Source organism: Furfurilactobacillus entadae (assembly GCF_045862745.1).
Taxonomy (GTDB): Bacteria; Bacillota; Bacilli; order Lactobacillales; family Lactobacillaceae; genus Furfurilactobacillus; species Furfurilactobacillus entadae.
Map to the genome: position 1 here is coordinate 1 of NZ_BQXN01000019.1, position 16,877 is coordinate 16,877.

The 16,877-nt window shown below is 48.3% G+C and carries 15 protein-coding genes and 1 pseudogene; 4 read left to right on the forward strand and 12 right to left on the reverse strand.

The annotated features are described in order from the left end of the window. Positions 1-98 precede the first annotated feature (98 nt). The 6 genes from rihA to ACKTR5_RS08395 form a co-directional block, all read right to left on the reverse strand. Positions 99-1,031, reverse strand: a complete 933-nt coding sequence (gene rihA, locus ACKTR5_RS08370) for a pyrimidine-specific ribonucleoside hydrolase RihA (protein WP_407880732.1) — start codon at positions 1,029-1,031, stop codon at positions 99-101. Between the two features lie 56 nt (positions 1,032-1,087). Then, positions 1,088-2,245 (reverse strand): iron-containing alcohol dehydrogenase, encoded by a 1,158-nt coding sequence (locus tag ACKTR5_RS08375; RefSeq protein WP_407880733.1) that lies wholly within the window; start codon positions 2,243-2,245, stop codon positions 1,088-1,090. Then, positions 2,235-2,879: a YczE/YyaS/YitT family protein gene (locus ACKTR5_RS08380; protein ID WP_407880734.1), complete on the reverse strand. Its 645-nt coding sequence runs from the start codon at positions 2,877-2,879 to the stop codon at positions 2,235-2,237. The genes ACKTR5_RS08375 and ACKTR5_RS08380 overlap by 11 nt, the downstream gene beginning before the upstream one ends. Before the next feature lie 9 nt (positions 2,880-2,888). Further along, positions 2,889-3,581: a phosphoribosylanthranilate isomerase gene (locus tag ACKTR5_RS08385; protein WP_407880735.1), complete on the reverse strand. Its 693-nt coding sequence runs from the start codon at positions 3,579-3,581 to the stop codon at positions 2,889-2,891. 12 nt (positions 3,582-3,593) lie between these two features. Next, complete coding sequence (locus ACKTR5_RS08390; protein WP_407880736.1) at positions 3,594-4,550, reverse strand: PfkB family carbohydrate kinase; 957 nt, start codon at positions 4,548-4,550, stop codon at positions 3,594-3,596. Between the two features lie 260 nt (positions 4,551-4,810). Further along, entirely contained in the window at positions 4,811-5,899 is a 1,089-nt protein-coding gene (locus ACKTR5_RS08395; protein WP_407880738.1) for a PfkB family carbohydrate kinase, read from the reverse strand. Positions 5,900-6,076: 177 nt separating this feature from the next. Here ACKTR5_RS08395 and ACKTR5_RS08400 point away from each other — a divergent pair, with 177 nt between their 5' ends. Together ACKTR5_RS08400 and ACKTR5_RS08405 are read left to right on the forward strand one after the other, a co-directional pair. Beyond that, positions 6,077-6,406: an ArsR/SmtB family transcription factor gene (locus tag ACKTR5_RS08400; RefSeq protein WP_407880739.1), complete on the forward strand. Its 330-nt coding sequence runs from the start codon at positions 6,077-6,079 to the stop codon at positions 6,404-6,406. Continuing rightward, positions 6,396-7,010 carry a cation transporter gene (locus tag ACKTR5_RS08405; protein ID WP_407880741.1) on the forward strand — a complete coding sequence of 205 codons (615 nt, stop codon included), beginning with the start codon at positions 6,396-6,398 and terminating at the stop codon, positions 7,008-7,010. The genes ACKTR5_RS08400 and ACKTR5_RS08405 overlap by 11 nt, the downstream gene beginning before the upstream one ends. Positions 7,011-7,074: 64 nt before the next feature. On the opposite strand, the gene ACKTR5_RS08410 is transcribed toward ACKTR5_RS08405, so the two are convergent. Continuing rightward, on the reverse strand, positions 7,075-9,711 hold the full coding sequence (locus ACKTR5_RS08410; RefSeq protein ID WP_407880743.1) for a cation-translocating P-type ATPase: 2,637 nt from the start codon (positions 9,709-9,711) through the stop codon (positions 7,075-7,077). A 321-nt stretch (positions 9,712-10,032) separates the two neighbouring features. Here ACKTR5_RS08410 and ACKTR5_RS08415 point away from each other — a divergent pair, with 321 nt between their 5' ends. Further along, positions 10,033-10,719 (forward strand): YoaK family protein, encoded by a 687-nt coding sequence (locus ACKTR5_RS08415; protein WP_407880745.1) that lies wholly within the window; start codon positions 10,033-10,035, stop codon positions 10,717-10,719. A 119-nt stretch (positions 10,720-10,838) separates the two neighbouring features. Here ACKTR5_RS08415 and ACKTR5_RS08420 read toward each other — a convergent pair whose 3' ends face one another. From ACKTR5_RS08420 to ACKTR5_RS08440, 5 genes and pseudogenes are all read right to left on the reverse strand, one after another. Beyond that, positions 10,839-11,687 (reverse strand): aldo/keto reductase, encoded by an 849-nt coding sequence (locus tag ACKTR5_RS08420; protein ID WP_407880747.1) that lies wholly within the window; start codon positions 11,685-11,687, stop codon positions 10,839-10,841. Between the two features lie 84 nt (positions 11,688-11,771). Beyond that, positions 11,772-13,202 (reverse strand): annotated as a pseudogene (locus ACKTR5_RS08425) (MFS transporter). Positions 13,203-13,338: 136 nt separating this feature from the next. Further along, positions 13,339-13,752, reverse strand: coding sequence for a prenylated flavin chaperone LpdD (gene lpdD / locus ACKTR5_RS08430; RefSeq protein ID WP_407880749.1), 414 nt, complete (start codon positions 13,750-13,752; stop codon positions 13,339-13,341). Beyond that, entirely contained in the window at positions 13,749-14,321 is a 573-nt protein-coding gene (locus tag ACKTR5_RS08435) for a UbiX family flavin prenyltransferase (RefSeq protein ID WP_407880751.1), read from the reverse strand. Before ACKTR5_RS08435 ends, lpdD begins: the two co-directional genes overlap by 4 nt. Positions 14,322-14,340: 19 nt before the next feature. After that, positions 14,341-15,822, reverse strand: a complete 1,482-nt coding sequence (locus ACKTR5_RS08440; protein ID WP_407880753.1) for a UbiD family decarboxylase — start codon at positions 15,820-15,822, stop codon at positions 14,341-14,343. A gap of 122 nt (positions 15,823-15,944) precedes the next feature. Here ACKTR5_RS08440 and ACKTR5_RS08445 point away from each other — a divergent pair, with 122 nt between their 5' ends. Continuing rightward, complete coding sequence (locus ACKTR5_RS08445) at positions 15,945-16,835, forward strand: LysR family transcriptional regulator (RefSeq protein WP_407880754.1); 891 nt, start codon at positions 15,945-15,947, stop codon at positions 16,833-16,835. Positions 16,836-16,877 lie beyond the last annotated feature (42 nt).

The window sequence follows — 16,877 nt, forward strand, 5'->3', positions numbered from 1 at the left end:
TCAGGTAACGTAAAAGGACACTCATGGACTAAAACCCGTCCATAAGCGTCCTTTTACGTTACCTGAGTGAGCCTAATCGCGCGCCAGCGCGCTCTCTTTTAATTAAACGTCTTCAACGATTCCATGATCAAATCAATAAACCGTTGTCGCTCGATCTTTAACAAGACCAATGTGTTCTTCGGTTTATCCGTCAGATCATAATAATCACACACTGTTTCACCCTTCGTCAGTTCGCCCTTTGTTTCAACATCCACGTTGAGTTGCTCCCCTTCAAACATGGTTGGGTCAATCAACCATGCAATCGTACAAGGATCATGCAACGGCGCCCCCGTGAAGCCCCATTTTGGCGCTTCATGGTAGCGTTCAAAGAAGTTTAACAGTCCTTCAAAGGCATGGGCCACCGGATTATTGATCTTACCAATGGCTGTAATTTCATCTTTCATAATTTGGGCCTGGTGTGTGACGTTCAACGGCGCCATCACCATTGGAATCCCAGAATTCATGACAATCTTGGCCGCTTCAGGGTCCACGTAAATATTGAACTCAACGGATGGGGTCCAGTTACCTAACCCCATGGCCCCGCCCATATAAACGATTTGTTTTAACTGCTTTGCAAGCTCCGGATAAACCCGTAGGAACAGGGCCGCATTCGTCATCGGCCCGGTCACCACTAGTGTCACCGGCTCCTGACTATTTCGGACCGTTTCAGCCATTAATTCAATGGCTGGGCGTGATTGGGGTTCAAACGTTGGATCTGGCAGTTCTGCCCCATCCAGCCCACTTTCCCCGTGAACGTTACCAGCTGTTGCCAATGGTTGAACCAGCGGGGTCTGGTTTCCCGCAGCCACCGGAATGTCCTGCCGCTTCATCAGCGTCAATAGCCGCAACGCATTGTTCAACGTTTTAGCAGGTGTTTGATTCCCAGCCGATGTGGTGACGGCCGCTAATTCAATTTTAGGTGAAGCAATTGCCATCATCATGGCCAGTGCGTCATCATGCCCCGGATCACAATCCAAAATAATTTTTGTCATTAAAACTGACTCCCTTCAGTGTCCCCAACGTTATCTTTATTAAACCATTTTTGCGCTCACTGCTCACCAAATGTGGCTAAAAGACTCTGCGCACCTGCCACCGTTACCTCACGCGGCGTGTTCCCCGCAAACCGTTCATGAGCCACAGCTTCCGCATTACTGGAAAGCTCAGCAGACGATAACTTGTAATCACTAAACGGATGAAGACCCAAAATTTGGTCACGAAACGCTTTGTACGCTCGAACGGCAATAAGCGTCGTTTGCGCTTCTGGTGCGTTTTCAGGATAAACAGCTCCCAAGATTTGGCCGATTTCACGAACTTTGTGTGGCATTGCTGGGCCGACATAGGCCATCACCCCTGGCAACGCGTAGGCCACAGCCTCACCGTGGACAATATGGTACTTTGAGCCCAAAACATGGGCAATTGAATGACCAACATTCGTCCCTGCGTTGTTCAACATCCACCCTGCCAGTGTAGCGGCCACCATCACACGTTCACGCGCTTCACGATCCTGTCCGTTATTAACGGCTCGTGGCAAGTAGTTGTACAGAAGAAACATCACTTTCTCACAGATTGCATCCGTTACTGGTGACGCCAAGTTTGATAAATAGCCTTCCGCTGCATGAGAAAAGGCGTCCAACCCTGTCGCAATTGTCATGCTCTTGGGCAATGATAGTAGCAGATCTGGATTCAATACCGCATATTCACTAACCGCACCATCAGCCAGAATTGCCGTTTTTTGTTGTGTTTCTTCATCCGTCACAACCAAGGCGTTCGACATTTCACTACCTGTTCCAGAAGTTGTTGGCACAGCAATCAAGCCGTGACATGGTTTTATAACCGCCGATGGTTCCAAATAATCCTTGATCCGACCACCATTTGTTCGAACGATATTAATTCCCCGAGCAACGTCGATTGAACTCCCGCCGCCAATCGCAATAATCGCATCCGCATGGTGTGCTTCAAACGCCTCGACCCCCGCGTCAACAACCGCCGTTGACGGATCTGAAACCACTTGGTCAAAGATGGCGATTTCGATGCCAGCCGCTGTTAGTGCGGCCTCCGCTTCTTTAACGAGAGCGACCTGGGTTAAAAAATGGTCCATAACAAACAACGGCCGTTGATAGCCCGTTGCCGCCATGATCTCACACAAGGTCTGATCCAAATGATCTGTCGTGACAACTTTAACCTGCTGTAATAATTTAAATTCCATCTTTTTGTGCCCCTTCGATAAATAATTGTCGTTGAAACAACCCACTCAAAGCTTGAATTGCTGGTCCAGTCGTTAATGCAGCGACGATTGTAATCACCCCAAATTGACCACCAAGCAGGACGCCGACCACCATTAAGCAGCCATCAAACGTCATCTTACTTCGTCGCAAACTCCACCCTGTTTTATCACGAATGGTTAGCATGAACCCGTTAAACGGGTCAACACCAATATCAGCAGCCACGAAGAGACTAATGCCTAGATAGTACAAACTAATCCCCACGACACCGGCACCAATCCTGGTCAACAGCGCGGTGTTCGTGAACAAATATGGATACAAATGCGACCCAATACTGATAAAAAGTCCATACGGGACAAGGTACATTACCGTTCCGATGTTAACGTAGCGCCGACCAATCAAAAACAAGAGCACGATTAACACCACGTTAAATACATTGGAGACCATCCCCAGCTGAACTCGCGGAATATGAAATGCTGCGCGTAATCCATCGTAGATGATTCCAACCGGATCGTTACCCAGGCGTGTATTGTTGTTAAATGCCACGCCAATACAAACTAAGAAGATCCCCGTTAGTGCGACGAGGATCCGTTTTGGCGTCAACTGTTGCTTACTCACAACGATCGCCTACAGACCAAGTTCACGAGCAGCAGCGTCCGCATTTTGGCAAAACTCCCGAACTTTATCAATGTCCTTTTCCATGTTTCCGCCTTCGTATTTGATGCTGGTCCGGGTCAATGAATCCACCCCATACGGCTTGATTTTCCGAATGGCATCGCCCACATTTTCAGGACCCATTCCTCCAGCTTCAATGACTGGCACATCCACTTCTTGAACGATTCGTGCATCAATGTCCCAATTATGTGTTTCGCCACTAGCACCAATTCCCGTATCATGAGCGAGACCTGAGTCTAATAAAATGTAGTCAACGAACGGTGCAAAGTGTTTGGCACGATCAATTGCGGATTCATTATCGACTAATACCGCTTGCATCAGTTCGGTGTTCGGTGCCACTTCCTTAAGCCGTTTGGCAAACGTTTCATCTGCTGCATAACCATCGCCGGCAATGTGGAGAATGTCTGGTTGAATTTCTTTAGCTAAGTCCAGCACTTCTTCTGGGTCGTTTGTCAGCATAATGGCAACCGACGTCACGCCACGACGTTTTGCTTCGTCAAAAATTTTATGAACCCGGTCAATTGGCACGCGATGTGCGGGCACACCACCATGTTGCATGGGGACTAACCCAATGTTATCTGCGCCGGCTTCCATCGTGGCAACACTCTCATCGTACTGAATTAGTGAGTAAATTTGTTTGATCATTATTATTTCTCCTTAGTTAGCGACTACATCGCTGGTTAATTTGTGTTGCAACTGTGTTGTTGTAATGTCAGGAACTGATTTCGTACTTTCTAAGGCGATACTTGAAGCTGCCTGGGCAATCCGCCCCACCTCATTAAGCTTCCGTTGTGGATCGGTGAAGTAACTCCATGTAATGGCGGCCATTCCACAATCACCAGCCCCATTCGCGTTAACAATCGTTGTATTAAACGGTCGAATAAGCGTTGTTTCGTCATGATTTGCACATAAAATTCCGGCGGCCCCCAGTGAAATAAAGACGTTTTGGACACCACGATCTAAGAGCGCTTGTCCTGCTTCATGAGCTGAAGCAGTGTCATGGATCTCAATCCCTGTCAGAAGCGATGCCTCGAGTGCATTGGGCTTCAAAACCATTAGCTTATCCAAAATCCCATCAAAATGGTGCGCTTTAATCGTTGAGACCGTGTCACCAAATAACGGTGCTGTCACATTGTTTCCAATCCAATTCAACGTCTCAGGATTTAAATTTGCGTCCAATAAACAAATGCTTGCTTGGTTGATAAATGATAGACGCTTTTCCAAGAATGCTGGTGTGATCTGCTGACAAATATCCATGTCATTGACGCCTACCAACATGTCACCCGTTTCATCCGTAATGTACATATACGTCGATGAATGGCGGTCCTTTTCCTGTTCCGCGTAGTCTAAATGAATTTGTTGCTTTTCACAGGACGCTGCTAACAACTGCCCATTGTAATCATCGCCGTAGACCGTGATTAAATACGTGGGGACATCTAGGTGGGCCAAATTCTGAGCGATATTTTGCCCGACACCCCCGACCGACATTCCAACAACCCCTGGATTGGAATCTCGCTCAACCACCTTTTCACGCGGCATTCCAAAAATATCCATATTCATGCCACCAATAACGACAACATAGCCTTCAGTTGGCTCACTTTGTGAATGATTCATCAGAATTATCCTCCATCACTTAAAATCGCCTTTACTGACACTTGTTTATTCGTATAAACATTTGACATGTTTAAAGTAACATCTAATCAAAGCGCCTGTCAACAGCGAATGTTAGCGCTATCATTTTTTTAATTGATGTTGTCTTACGCGCTAATGCTTAGCCCATTGAGCCTAAACGATTATTTCACAAGCGTTGCCTTTAATACTGCACGACAAAAAGACCACTTTCGTTTTAAGAAAGTGGTCTCGTTTAGCGTTACCTAATCAAAGAGTCGGTGTTGTTTGTCTCTTAATTGATCAACATTCAAGTCTGCATTAACCGCGTCAATGCTCTCCATGCTCAGATATGCTGCCGCATTCGCAACTTGTGCCGTCTCTTCAAATGAGAGCTCATTCTGGCGCGCCCACACCAGTGCTGCCATTGCCGCAGCGCCTGCACCATTAGTATTCATTTGATGAATGGCCTGCTCAGGGTAAAAGCGTTGCTGATCACCGCTTTGATACAACATGCCAAGAGCATCAATATAGATAAAAATGTTCTCAACACCTTGTTGATGCAAAATCTCACCACAACGCCGAGCAGAAGTTTCATCCGTGACACTTATATCCGCTAAGACCGGCGCCTCAAGGGCGTTTAAAACAAGTGTATCTAACGCGCCTAACTGTGGCCGTAACCGGGGCGCCTTTGTGGCCGACACTGCTTTCGCAAAAAGTGGTCGGGTACAATGCTCATATAACCAAGCAACGGTTTCTTGTGGGAGATTTGAATCAATGACCACCACCGTTGAGTTATTGATCACATCTAATCGTTCTGCCAAAAAGTCAGGCGTCAACCGGTCATTAATTGTCATATCATCTAATCCAACCACCCGGTCACCACTGGGTTGATTAACAAACAGGTACGTCGATGAATTGGTATTTGCCAATTGCTTTGAATACGTAATATCGATGTCATTTGCAAGCGCATCAGCCTTAAATTGTTCACCGTTATTATCGTCTCCGTAAACTGAAATAAAGTAGTTTGGAAGTCCTAGTTTGCGTAGATTGAGTGCCATGTTCCGGCCCAACCCACCAACTGCATAATAAACACGCCCAGCCGTTGAGCTTTTATCCACGATATTAGCATCCGCAACGCCAAAGATATCCATGTTGACACCACCGATCACGGTCACGTAACTTGGCGGTGTGACAATGTAGCCTTTCCCCCGCAGATACCCTCTTTTCATTAAATTAGAGATATGAGCGGCGACACCAGAACGCGTAATACCGGCGAGTTCGGCCAGTTCATTTTGACTGATCATTGGATTTTGTTTAATCCATGCCAGGATCTGTGCTTCTCGTTCTGTCATGACTGTTCTTCACCTCTTGTTGATTGCTTCCTTTAGCGTTTATTCTTACATAAATTGATTGTCTCCCTAACATCTTAGCATTGCCGCGACCGCTATGGCGAGTTCCTAAATAAGAATCCTTGTTTATCTGATAAAATCGTTATATGATGTATTCGTCATATGAAAGGATTGTCATTTATGTTGATTGATCAAAACCCGTTACCAACCAAGCTCATTAACGAAACGCACACCATCTTTATGCTCCTCAGTAACCCCACACGCATGCAATTATTGAACATTTTGGAACAACAATCTGCCAACGTTTCTGAGTTGAGCGAAGCTCTTGGCCTAGAACAGTCTGCAGTTTCACACCAGCTTGCCTTACTCAAAAAGCACCAGCTCATTACCGCAACCCGCGTTGGCAAAACCAACGTTTATCAACTCGATGATCCACACATCATGGACGTCTTAAACGAAGCCCTTGCCCATGCAGATCACGTCATTAGGAGGCGCCACCATGGTGAATAACACCACCCAAATAACGTTACGACTCGCACTAACCACAGAGATCATTTCACTAGCCTGGATGGCCGGAGAATTTTTACTCGGCGTTTACGCTGGCCTCGCTGCCCATTCCGTCTTGCTTATTGCTTTTGGTTTGGATAGTCTCTTAGAAATCATTGCCGGAGGTGCGCTCATCTGGCGGCTTCAAAAAGAACGTCATGGGGCGGATGAAGCGACCATCGCCCGGGCAGAAGCTCGCTCAACCAAGTTGGTCGGTGCCGTTCTCTTTCTTCTGGCCGCTTACGTCACAATCATTTCCATCGTTAACCTCGTGAATCATCAGGGCGCCGATACGAGTTTATTAGGAATTATTGTCGCCGTGGTTTCCGTACTCTTTATGCCAATTCTCGCGGTCGCAAAACGACGCCTTGGCCAATCACTTCACTCAGCCGCCCTCATCGAAGACGGCATGTGCAACTTCACTTGTGCTTACATGGCCGGCACGGTCTTACTCGGTGCCCTAGCAACCACCTTTCTTGGATGGTGGTGGGCAGACTCAGTTGCTGCATTGGTGCTGGTGTACTTTATTGCCCGTGAAGCACTGGAAGCCTTCCAGGACGAAGATTAACGCCATAAAAGGCACCCATGGAAAAATCCATGAGTGCCTTTTAATTTTCTCTTATTCAGCAATGTTAGTCACGGTCCAGTTCACGTGTTGCCATCAATGGCCGACGTGAATAGGATCGGCGTTTTAGCCCCTCCAAAATCAATGTTGGAAGCACCATCGCAATAAGACTAATCAACCATTGCCCCGGCGTTAAACTGGTTAACCCAAGCGCCGTTTGTAAAACAGGGATGGCGGCAATTGCGATAACGGCAAGCCCCGCACCGGCCAATGCCCAGTTCAATGATTTATTCGCTTTAATTGACGCCCACGTCAACGGTTCGCGCCGTTTGATTGGGTAGATGTCAATCATTGACCCAATGGCCAAGACAACGAACAGCATCGTGGACCCGACGACCGCCTGATTTGCAGTTAGGCCAAACCGACCCAATGCGTAGATTCCGAGCGTTAACACCGTGTAAATTCCAGCTCGCCAGGCCATCCGCACACCTAATCCATCAGCAAAGATACTTCGATCATTTGGCACAGGTGGTTGGTTCATCACGTTTGCTTCACCTGGTTCCCGAGCAATGTAAAAGCCTGGAATTCCATCCGCCAACACATTGATCAGTAGCAGCTGTTCCGCAATCAGTGGTGCACCCCACCCCATCAGAACACTCCCTAACATTAGGAAGATCTGGGCAAAGTTAACCCCAACCAGGAACTCAACGGCCTTTAAGATGTTTTGGTAAATCGTCCGGCCAGTTGAAACCGCGTCAATGATTGTCGCAAAGTTATCGTCCGTCAGGATCATGTCAGCGGCACCCTTTGCCACCTCCGTCCCGGTAATTCCCATGGCGATCCCAACGTTAGCAGCCTTCAGTGCTGGTGCGTCATTCACTCCATCACCCGTCATGGCAACGATCTTGCCATGACTCTGCCATGCGTTAACGATCCGGATCTTATCTTCTGGCGACACCCGGGCAAAAACGCTCACATGCTCAACGTTCTTTGCCAACGTTTCATCATCCCACTTGTTTAACTCGGCACCAGTCACAGCCAGGTCGCCCTGCTCATAGATCCCAATTGCTTCCGCAATGGCCCGCGCTGTTTCCTTGTGATCACCGGTAATCATGACTGGCTTGATCCCCGCAGCACGTGCCTTTGCAACGGCTGGCGCTGCTTCTGGTCGTGGCGGATCGATCAACCCAATGATACCGGCAAACGTCAGGTCATGCTCAAGGGCCTCAAGGTCGCGGCCTGGATCTTCATCAAAGACCCGGTAACCTACTGAAAGCACCCGCAGTGCGTCATGCGCAAACGCATCATGGACCCGTGTTAGCTCACGTTCTTCTGGGGCTCCTAAAGTAACCGGCAACCGGTCAACAGCCCCTTTGACGATCAGCATGAACCGTCCATCAGAAAGCTCATGCAACGTTGACATGGTTTTAACGGCTGATGAAAATGGTCGTTCAGCAATTCGGGGTGCTGATTGTTCAAATATTTCCCGGGACATATTATGCTGTTGAAGCATCCGCACGATGGCTAACTCCGTGGCGTCACCAGCCGTTTGTTCGCCATCTGGCGTTTCAACAATGGTCGCGTTTGTCGCCAAGCCAAAGTAGCGCATCAGCGTTTCGGCCGCTGGTGATAACGGCTGTTCCTGACTAACTGTGGTAACCGCTTCGCCAGGCGCCCATAACCGGGTAATCGTCATCTTGTTTTGCGTCAACGTTCCTGTCTTATCAGACGCAATGACATCAACACTCCCAATGGTTTCAACGGCACCAATTTGACGAATGATTGCATTCTTCTTGGCCATCTTTTGAACCCCAACGGCTAAACTAATCGTCACAATGACCGGCAATGTTTCCGGCACCGCGGCAACCGCTAAGGAAATTCCCATCATCAGGTTATCAGCAGTGCTGCCTAATGATTGCAGCATGCTCAATAAGAAGATGATAATTCCGCCGATCACGGCTACGCCCGTCAACGTTAACGTGAGTCGAGACAAGCGTTTCTGGAGCAAAGTCTTTTTCGGTTTTGTGGCGTTTAGTAAGTCCGCAATTTGACCTAGTTCTGTTTTCATCCCAATGGCAGAAACAATCATTGTTCCTGACCCACGGGTTACGGCAGTTCCGGCAAACACCCGGTTTACCTGATCACCAATGGAGGTCACATCGTCACCGTTGCCAGTCAGTGATTTTTCGGCCGCTTCACTTTCACCCGTTAAGATGGCTTCATCCACTGCCAATGAGGTTACAGTTTCTAAAATTCCATCCGCAGGTACGCGATCTCCTGCACTTAAAAGCACCACGTCACCAACCACGATGTCTGCGGCGGGAACTTCTAATTCTTTTCCATTCCGCCGAACACGCGCCGTTGGGACACTCATTTCTTTAAGTGCTGCTAGTGCACGCTCCGCACTCTGTTCTTGATACAGCCCAATTGCGACGTTCAAAACAACGATTGCACCAATCACAATCGGTTTCGTCCACCCACCGTTTAAGGCAATGGCCATGTACGTCGACAGCGCAACCGCAATCAGTAAGATAATGGCCGTCACTTCTGTTAATTGTTCGGCAATCTTCTTCCAAATGCTTGGCGCTTTGGGTTCTTGCAATTCATTCTTTCCATAGGCTGCCTGCCGCTCGCTCACGGCCTGCTCACTTAATCCTTGACGGATGAAGTGGTGGTTTGTTTTTTCCTGTGCAATCTGGTTCATCGCCTCAGTCCTTTCTGTAGCTGGCTTCGGTGGAATCGATCGCGACATAACAACGCTCAGTTGCGCAGATGTACGACTCGTTAGTCTCCATTTTAACAGTTAAACTAATCATCGCGCAAAGTTTATGCTTATATTCATTTCAAATGTCGTTTCGGTTCCGCTTAAACACTATTAAGCATACGCCAATTATTACCATAATCCAAAATACCGAAATCCTTGCCCTAAGCCATATTCCACGGTGCGACTAATGATTGACCCAGCGTCGCCTTAGTTCAAGACTATGCTACACTGGAAACATTGCTTTATCTAAAGGAGTTAAGAATGCCAAATCACGATAACACTGACGGACCACAAATTCACCAACTGCGGTTGATCGCCGTTACCCTCACCATGATTGGCGGGTTTATTGATGCATACACATTCGTCCAACGTGGGGGCGCCCTTGCAGCAGGTCAAACCGGGAACCTCATTTTCTTAAGCGTGGACGTTGCGAAACATAACTTGCCAGGGGTCTTCACGAAGTTTATTACCGTGATTTTCTTTTCGATCGGCGTCCTCACGGTGACCATTTTTAAACACCGTCATAAAACGCATTACTGGCGGATTCCCAGTCTGGCCATTGAATTTCTGGTCTGCCTCATCGTTGGCTTTCTTCCAACCAGTGTTGCTAATTTTTTCATCGTTCCACCGTTAGCATTAGCCATGGCCATGCAAACAACTGCGTTTAGTAAGATTGAGGGCCGCGCGTATAACAACGTGTTCTCAACCGGAAACCTAAAAAAGGCCATGATCGCCATTGGTGAATATCATTACCACCATGACCAGCAACAACTCACAACCGCACTCATCTTCTTTGAACTTGTCGGCGGATTTGCCGGTGGGGCCGTTATTTCCGCACTTTTGCAACGCTTCTGGGGCCCACACACCATTTGGGGCGCTTGCATTGCACTTATCGTTATCGCCGGTTATTACGCCCGTGCAGTCCACCGAAAGGTGATTCGTTCATGATGGGCACCGTGCGCATCACCCAAAATTTAGCTTCAGTTAGTCTGTTTAACTAAAAACGACTGACCTTCCAAAATCTCATTGGAAAGTCAGTCGTTTTATTTCGCACTTATAGTACAACGTTAGCCTTGCGTCTCGTTGTGGAAGTGACTTGGTGCTGGATCGGCCATGTCATTCAACGTTGCCATGTCGGCTGCCGTAATTTCAAAGTCCAGCTCCTTATTGGCCGCAATGTGTGCCTCACTGGTCGCCTTTGGTAGTGGCAACACCTCGTTTTGCAGGCAGAAACGAAGTGCTAATTGCGCCACGCTCACCCCGTATTTATCTGCCATTGTCGTCACCACGGCGTTATCCAGGAGGTCCCCGGTTGCTAATGGTGAGTAGGCTTCAATCAAGATGTCGTTTTGTTTAGCAAACGTCGTGATCTTTGGTTCTGTAAACCCAATGTAGTACTGAATTTGGTCAACCTGTGGCATTATTTCAGCCGTTGCCATCACGTTTTGCAAATCATGCACATTAAAGTTTGAAACTCCGATGGCCTTTACACGACCACTCTTATAAATTTCTTCCATTGCGCGCCACACAGCGACGTTATCAGCGTCATGGTTCGTGCCAATGTTGCCCCATGGCCACGGCGCATGAATCAAATATAAATCAAGGTAATCAACGTCCAGTGCAGCAAACGTTACTTCAAAATCTGCCAACGCACCCTCATACGTTTTCGTTTCTGCGGGTAGCTTTGACGTCAAAAAGATGTCTGATCGAGGAATCCCCGAATCGCGGATCGCCTGACCAACACTTGCTTCATTTTGATAAGCTTTCGCCGTATCAATGTGCCGATAGCCCAGTTTCAACGCGTTAGCAACGGCGTTATAGGCCACCTCGCCCGCGGGAATCTGCCACGTCCCAAAGCCAACTTTCGGAATTTGAACCCCGTTACTTAACGAATAAGTCTCTGTTACAACAGTCATTGAATCATCCTCCACTTTCAAACTTTGAACACGTGTATCATAACGCTTTTGACGCCAAAAGACGCTGAGTAACCCCTCGGTTGCCTAACCAATCGTTACGCGGCCGTGCGGGTCTTTTTCAGCATCATAAAAATTAACGATCAGTAAGATGACACAGACCGTCAAAGCAACCGCAAAGGCCACGTGCATCCCATAAATGAACACAGCTGGTTGACCGGCAAGGTACCCACTCACATGGTGGCCAACCTTGTGCCCCATCGCTGAAAATAGAATCGTTGTTGAGGCCGCAATTCCCGTCACCATGCCTAATTCACGGGCAAACGCGTTGATCCCACCAGCGGCGCCCAATTGTTGACTTGGGACAGAGCCCATTGATAGGGCATTATTGGGCGCTTGGAACGTTCCGTTACCAAACCCAAGAATCGCAATCCCGACGCCAAAAACCGCCATTGATGTCGATTGACCGACAAGAATCAGGCTCAACTGGCCAATCGTTAATAACAAAAGACCGACAAGGGACAATCGATTAGCCCCGAGTTTATCGGCAATGGCCCCGGAAATTGGCGAGGCAATGAGCTGCGCCACCGGAAAGATCATCAGTAATAGCCCCGCTGTTTGCGGTTTGATTTGGCGCGCATTTTCTAAATAAAATGGCGTAATCACATTGAAGAAAAAGTTTGTCATAAAAATAAACAGGGCACTGGTTAAGCTCACGGAAAATTGCCGGTTTTTAAACAGGCCAAAGTCAAGAATTGGGTCGTCACTATGAAGCTCATGCCAAATGAAACTTCCTAATAATACAATTGCCAAAACAAACGCACCGACGATCAGTCCGTTTGAAAACCCAACCTGTTGCCCAATAAAGAACGCCCCAAACAGTAAGATCAATCCAGGAACAAGTAGCGTCGCGCCCAGTCGATCAAACGCTGATAAAGCCGTTGTTTTATCTTTGTTTAACACAACAGCCCCCAAAATCATCAACGCGATCCCAACCAGAACGTTGATCCAAAAGATGTAGCCCCACGGCAAAAAGCCCAGTAATAGTCCCCCAATTCCGGGCCCCATAATCGCGCCTAGTGCGGCAATGAACCCGGTAATTCCCAGGGCACGACCACGTTCTGCCATCGGAAAGGCTTCTGTGATGATGCCAAGGTTAGTGGCCATCGTCATTGCAGCGCCGATCCCCTGAATCACACGGGCAAACAATAATAACTGGAGGTTACTTCTAAACCCTGCTAAGAGTGACCCGATGGTAAACAAGATCATTCAAATTTTAAAAATGCGATTCTTTCCCAATGCATCCCCAAGTTTTCCAAAGATGAGTAATAGTGAACAGATGGTGACCAAATAAATTGATGCGATCCATTCGGCTTGGTTCATGGGGATGTTTAACCCCTTGCTAATAACCGGGAGAGCCACGTTAACAATGCTACCATCCAGTGTGTCCATAAATGCGAAAAATGATACGGCGGCTAAAATTAGCCACCGGTGTGGTGAATGTGTTGTCGTTTCCATCAGTCTTTATCCTCTTTTCTGTTAATTCAAAACGTTTGTTATCAAACAACGCCAAACTCGCTCCAAAGCACCAGTGTGCCTCAGAAGCGAGTTTGCTTGTCATCTTAATTAAAGTTGTTATGTCGTTCTTGGTGCTTTATTTCGGTTGTTCATCATCACGGTAGTACGCTGGCGCCGTCGTTTCAACTGGATGTTCACGTAGCCATGTGGCAATTTGTGCGCCCAGCTGGTCACCCATTGGTCCAGCGGCGTTAATCTGCGCCTGGGTGATTTGGTCCACGTGAATGCCCGCGGTAACCGTGCAACTACCGGTCAGCACTGGCTGGACATGGTTAACGATTCGGTCGCTCACGTAGTCATCCTTGTGAAACCGACCATCATGGCTCGGATAACGAACGGTTTGAACCGGCGTCGTTGCCGTGAGCGTTGTGACGTCCCCAATGTGGGGATGATCACCACCAGTAACTACAATCAGAACGTCCGGGCCAATTTGGGTGATGGTGGCACTGATCGTGTAGTCTTCTGCTGTCACACTAAACGTTTCGTTCATCCTTCACTAAGCCCCTTCCACCGATTGTCTAAGTCATTTTCAATTCCCAATGCATCAAGGGTCTTCATGGTCTGATGATTGATAAGATCCTGAATGGTGTGCGGGTGATTGTAAAACGCCGGAATTGGTGGAATCATCTGAACCCCTAGCCGAGCAAGCCGTGTCATGTTTTCTAAGTGAATCACACTCAGTGGTGTTTCACGTGGAACAATAATTAACCGTCGTTGCTCCTTCATCGTGACATCCGCTGCACGGGCAATCAGGTTTTCACCGTACCCGCTGGCAATACCAGCAATGGTCTTCATGCTCGCCGGTACAATAACCATCCCGTCATGGAGAAACGACCCACTGGCAATCGCTGCTCCCTGATCGTTTGGATGGTAATTGAAGTCAGCCAGTGCCTCCATCTCTGCCAATGATAACGACGTCTCTAGCGCTAAATTTTTCTTCGCCCACGTGCTCATCACTAAGTGTGTTTCAACATTCGAAACTTCATGTAACGCCTTTAGTAGCGCTACTGCATACACCGTGCCAGACGCACCGGTCACACCCACAACAATTCGTTTCATCGCACACCCTCCAGTTTGCTTACTTCAAATATTTTTGCCAGTCGGCGACCTCTTTAAACTGGGCCCGAATAAAGTGTTCCTTCATATCAAACGGAACGGTTCCATCAAGAATCAACTTAGATGACATTCCGGCTGTTCTAATTGACTTAGGATCATATTCAGGTCGTTCCGATGGATCCAACGGGTGATTGCGCATGCCCGGTAACACCACGATGTCTTGATCCGCTTGAAACCGTGTATTTACCGTCCACATCACATCATTCATATCAAAAATATCCACATCGTCATCCACCAGGATCACGGACTTCAATTCTTTGAAAGCAGAGAAGGCAAGGAGCGCTGCCTGCCGTTGAATCCCCTCATCTGCCAGGCTTTCTTTGTGGATCTGCATGATCGTCATGAGCTTTCCGCCACCTGCTGGCGGGTTAAACACGTTGAGCACCTTGCCAGGAATGGCCCGACTCGTTAACGATAGAATGCTTGCTTCCGTTGGAATTCCGGCCAAGTTTACGTGTTCTTCGCTGGGGCCAATGACCGTTTGCATAATCGGCTGATCCTTCCGGTGTGTTACGGCGGTTACCTTGATCACCTGCACGGCCGGATTCGCATCCCCATCGTAACCGGGGAATTCGGGCATCGCTTTTCCAGTCTGTGTGTTGATGTCTTCTTGGATCCGTTCGTTTGGCATGATGAATCCTTCAATGGTAAATTCAGACCGTGCTAGGGCCTTTTCATCAACCGTAATGCCATCCACTAATTGGACCGGTTCTTGCCGAATCGCCCCGGCGACACCTAATTCGTTATACCCTAGGGGGGTAGTCGGTGGCTCAAAGGTTGCGCCCACTGTGATGGCTGGATCCAGCCCAATGTTAATGGTTACAGGCATGGGTTGGTTGGCCCGTTCGTATTCATCCGCGAACGCCCCGATGTGGCGCCCACCAGGCATGATGTAGATTCCGATGGTGTCTTTATCCTCCAACACCATCCGGTGAATGGTTACGTCACTCATGGTTTTTGCCATGTTTGAACCGTACACAAGCCCCATTGTGATGTAAGGGCCCGCATCATACGCCGTGTTGGTTGGCGCAGCGATTAGCTTTCGAATGTCAAAGTCTGCGTCTTCCGCCCGGTGAACCACCTCATGCGCGGGGGCATTCGCTTCTGTCACCATCACTGGATCAACGGGGTGTTCAACTGACTCATTCAAAAACTGACCGAGCGTTTTCTCATCATGATGAAACATCAATCCGGTGCGCTTACGGCTAGCAAGTAGTCCAATCAAAACCCGCGTCCCGGTGAAGCCCTTGACGTTGTTAAACATCATCGCTGGCCCCTCTTGGGTTGGCCGTTTTACGGTACCACCAGCCCCGATATAGCGGTAAACACCAGCTAACTCTGCGTTTGGATCGACCAGTTCATTTGTTTCGTGGTACTGGCCTTCAATTGCGGCTAGTTCGGTTAAAACCCGCCGGAGATCATACGGTGGTTGTTTATCTGTCATTTTAAGCGTGCTCCCTTCGTGTCGTTTCTTTATGAAATCAATCATAACCGGCAGTGCATCTTGTAAACAAATCGCGTTTGTCGTAACGTTATTCTCATAAGGAATAATAAAAGGAGACCTTCATGACCATTGATGACCTGCGCGCATTCATCGCCGTTTATAACACCAAGAACGTGTCAAACGCCGCGGTATCGCTTCAAATGACCCAGTCTGCGCTGTCCAAGCGCCTCAAAAATATCCAAGTCGAGGTTCATGCGACGCTCATCAGCACCACGAACCGTCGGCAACTTCAGATCACGGAGAGTGGCGAAGCTTTTTACCGGTCCGCTCAACGCCTCATCGATCAATACGATCACATGGCCGCCGAAATTGCGACCGTCGAGGCGCTTGCCCACGGTAGTTTGCGGTTAGGGAGTGTTCCAGTCGTTGCCCAATTTGGGCTTATTTCGGCCATCAGCACGTTCATGATGGCACATCCAAATGTCAATGTTCACTTAGAGGAAACGGAGGGCCAGCGGATCGTTTCAAAGCTACAGGCACAGCAGTTAGACGCCATCATTGTCCGTGACTTGAATACCCGCTACCTCAGAACCGAGGGGCTCACCAAGACCACATTATTAACAGATGAATTAATGGTTGTCTTGCCCGCCACTCATCCGCTGGCTCAGCGCTCCACAATTGCTCTTTCTGACCTTCAAAACGAAGCGTTTACCACCCTTCCACTTGGCTCTGGGGTGTATGAAACGTTGTTTGAGCTCTGCCATGAAGCAGGTTTTGACCCCCACATCCGTTTTGAAAGCACCCACATTGAAACCATTTTGGCGATGGTCACATCAGCCAACCAGGTGTCGTTATTGTTTCGCCAGTCGTTAGCGCCACTCATGACCGATCAACTCGTTGCTCGCCCACTTACGACCCCGTTCTTCAGTCGACTTCAGTTTATTTACGCGAACAATGCGCAGACACCTGCGATTACGCAACTCTTAACTGCGCTCCAGCAAGCAATCGGCTAACTTTCCCCAAAAAATAACTGTCCGTTAGGAGACGTTTCCTAA